At 41.8% G+C, this 1,113-nt stretch carries 1 protein-coding gene and 1 pseudogene; both read left to right on the forward strand.

All coding sequences use genetic code 11. From position 1 onward, the window contains the following. On the forward strand, positions 1 to 721 hold a 721-nt coding region (locus A3763_RS19395), incomplete at its 5' end, for a metal-dependent hydrolase (protein WP_068760366.1). Between the two features lie 165 nt (positions 722 to 886). Beyond that, positions 887 to 1,113: pseudogene (locus A3763_RS19400) on the forward strand (transposase); the annotation flags it as partial.

Below are 1,113 nucleotides of genomic sequence, written 5' to 3' on the forward strand. Positions count from 1 at the left end.
CTGCACCGTATATGGAACTCAATTGTTCTGGCCGCTAACAGAGCACCCCTTTGGCTTATCAAGCGTATTTATTATCGACCCATTCTATACGCTGCCGCTTTTACTTGCGCTGTTTCTCGCCTACAGGAATACTTGGATTTCAAAGAAAGCCACCATGATCACCACCTCAGCTTTCGCTATTTCATCGCTATACCTATGCTGGGGCGTCTTTGCAAAACATATCGCGGAAGAGAAAATTGCCACCGCTTGGCTCAATCAGAAAGGAACAAGCAAAGTCGTATCTACCATCAGTACACCTATGCCATTGAGCTCTTTCTTATGGCGAATAGTGATAGATGAAGGCGATCGTTACAGCATCTCACATGTGAGTATTTGGGAAGACACGAATACAATCGAATTTAAGACCTACCCTAAAGGCACCGAGTTATTAAAAGGCTTAGAAAGCCATTGGGATGCCCAACGACTGGTATGGTTTACCAAAGGTTTTTACAAAGCTGAAACTCGTGAAGATCGAATAGTCATGTCTGACCTAAGAATGGGCGTTGAAGGCGCTTATGCATTCAATTTCGCCATTGCAGAACAAGTAAACCAAGATACTCAAGTATCGACTATTTCGCCTATCAAAGCCATACGTGTCAACGATTCACTTGATTGGACAAAGCTTACATTACTGTGGGACCGACTTTGGGACTCAAGTGTTTCACTGCATCCGCAGCAGTAAAAGGGGACGGAGGGATTATAAAGTAATCAGTTAACGGATTTTTAGTTGGTACAGAACTCTGATTAAAAAAGAATCCCTCAGTCCCCTTAAAGCAGCTTAGTTGAATCAGAGCGCTACTTATTGGAATGTTATAGATATATTTAGCTAAATCCAGTAGTCGCCAATATGGTTGAAGATCCAGGTGATTATTATTGGTCAAGTTATCAGTGTAATGCTTTAGGTAAAGTATCAGGGTTATTGAACCCGCATAAAGAGTATTTGGCACTGGGCAAGTCGACTGATGAAAGGTTAAATAATTATAGAGAATTGTTTAGGCATCATGTAGATGAAGAAATGATCACAGATATACGCGAGGCGGTTAACAAGGGAATAGCGATAGGTAGTGAAGGGTT

The sequence above is a fragment of the Oleiphilus sp. HI0128 genome, assembly GCF_001635365.1.